This is a genomic window from Desulfovibrio sp. 1188_IL3213 (assembly GCF_036763145.1).
GTDB lineage: Bacteria > Desulfobacterota > Desulfovibrionia > Desulfovibrionales > Desulfovibrionaceae > Desulfovibrio.
In genome coordinates this window covers 1-1255 of record NZ_JBAIYR010000558.1, presented here as the reverse complement: position 1 = coordinate 1255, position 1255 = coordinate 1, and the positions used below count along the sequence as shown (strand labels likewise).

Sequence of the window (1255 nt, the reverse complement as noted above, 5' to 3'; positions counted from 1 at the left end):
CGGCCCGCGTATACGCCGTGGACGTGGGCCGCAATCAGTTGCACGAGAAACTGCGGGGCGACGCGCGCGTCGTCAACCTTGAAGGCGTGAACCTGCGCCATGCAGAGGCCGGGCTTATCCCCGAACCGGTGGACATGGTGGTGGCCGACGTTTCTTTCATATCCCTCACCCTTGTGCTTCCAGCCTGCATGACCTGGCTCAGGACCGGGGGCCTTGTGGCCACGCTTATCAAGCCGCAGTTTGAGCTGGGACCCGGCGAAACAGTCAAGGGAGTGGTGCGGGACGAAGAAGCCCGGCAGAGAGCCGTGGACAAGATACTGGCATTCAGCCGCGCAAGTCTGGGCCTGAACTGCCGTGGCGTGCTGCCCGCGGCCATCAAGGGCCCCAAGGGCAATCAGGAATATATGGCGCTTTTCGAACGCGGCAACGCCACAGCGGCAGACGGCAACGCGCCCTCAAGCCCTCACGGAGCAGCGCACCCATTTCATCCGTGAACGGCCTAGAGCAGATTAACTTTGAAAATATACATTTTCAAAGTTTAAAACACGCTCGCTTCGGCGTTTAACCGCGCAAATAAATTGCGCTTACGCCTTCGCGGCGGGCGTCTGCTCGCGCAGCCGCCAGAGCAATTTCAAAGTGAAATTGCTCTAGAGCATTTAACACTTGAAATGCTTGCTTACGGCAGGCAAAAGCCTGCCTGCTCGCATTTCGTGGCAAGGATTTTCAGGAAAATCCTTGCAGAGCAGTTGACTCGTTTCATTCGCAAACTGCTCTAATGGCCGGAATAGTCCAGCACGTTGTTCAGCGAGGCGCTGCTGCTTTTGATGCGCCCCGCCTCAAAAACATGGCGGGTCAGACGCCAGCCTTCCAAGTCCAGCACGTCCAGCTTGCCCTTGTGCTCCGGCTTCAGGCCGTGCGCCAGCGCCTCCAGCGTTTCCTCCACAGGAAAATACGCGCCCTCGAAGGAAAAGCGCGCCATGTCCCCGTCCATCTCGATGACCGGAATATCTGTTTCGTCAGGCAGGGCATCCGCACAGGCGCGGGCCAGAGCATCATAAAATTCCCGGTCCACAGGGTAGATATGCCCATACACTTTGAGCAGGGGGTCGCGGCTCACGCTGTTATTTCCTTTTTTCAAGGCCGCCGGGCAGCGGCGCATCTGGCTGTTGCGGCCCGGGCAGCACTTCCGGGCTTGCCGCAGGCATGTCCTCCACGTCCGCAGACAGCGCGTTTTCCCGCATCTCCACAGCAGCCG

General features: G+C 59.2%; 2 protein-coding genes. One reads left to right on the top strand and one right to left on the bottom strand.

Going from position 1 to position 1255, the window contains the following annotated elements:
- Positions 1–494 (top strand): SAM-dependent methyltransferase (locus V6C16_RS13560; RefSeq protein ID WP_333543477.1); only part of this gene is annotated, 494 nt, incomplete at its 5' end.
- A 278-nt stretch (positions 495–772) separates the two neighbouring features.
- Here the strand turns inward: V6C16_RS13560 and V6C16_RS13555 are convergent.
- Positions 773–1117, bottom strand: a complete 345-nt coding sequence (locus V6C16_RS13555; RefSeq protein ID WP_333535363.1) for a hypothetical protein — start codon at positions 1115–1117, stop codon at positions 773–775.
- Between the last annotated feature and the right edge of the window lie 138 nt (positions 1118–1255).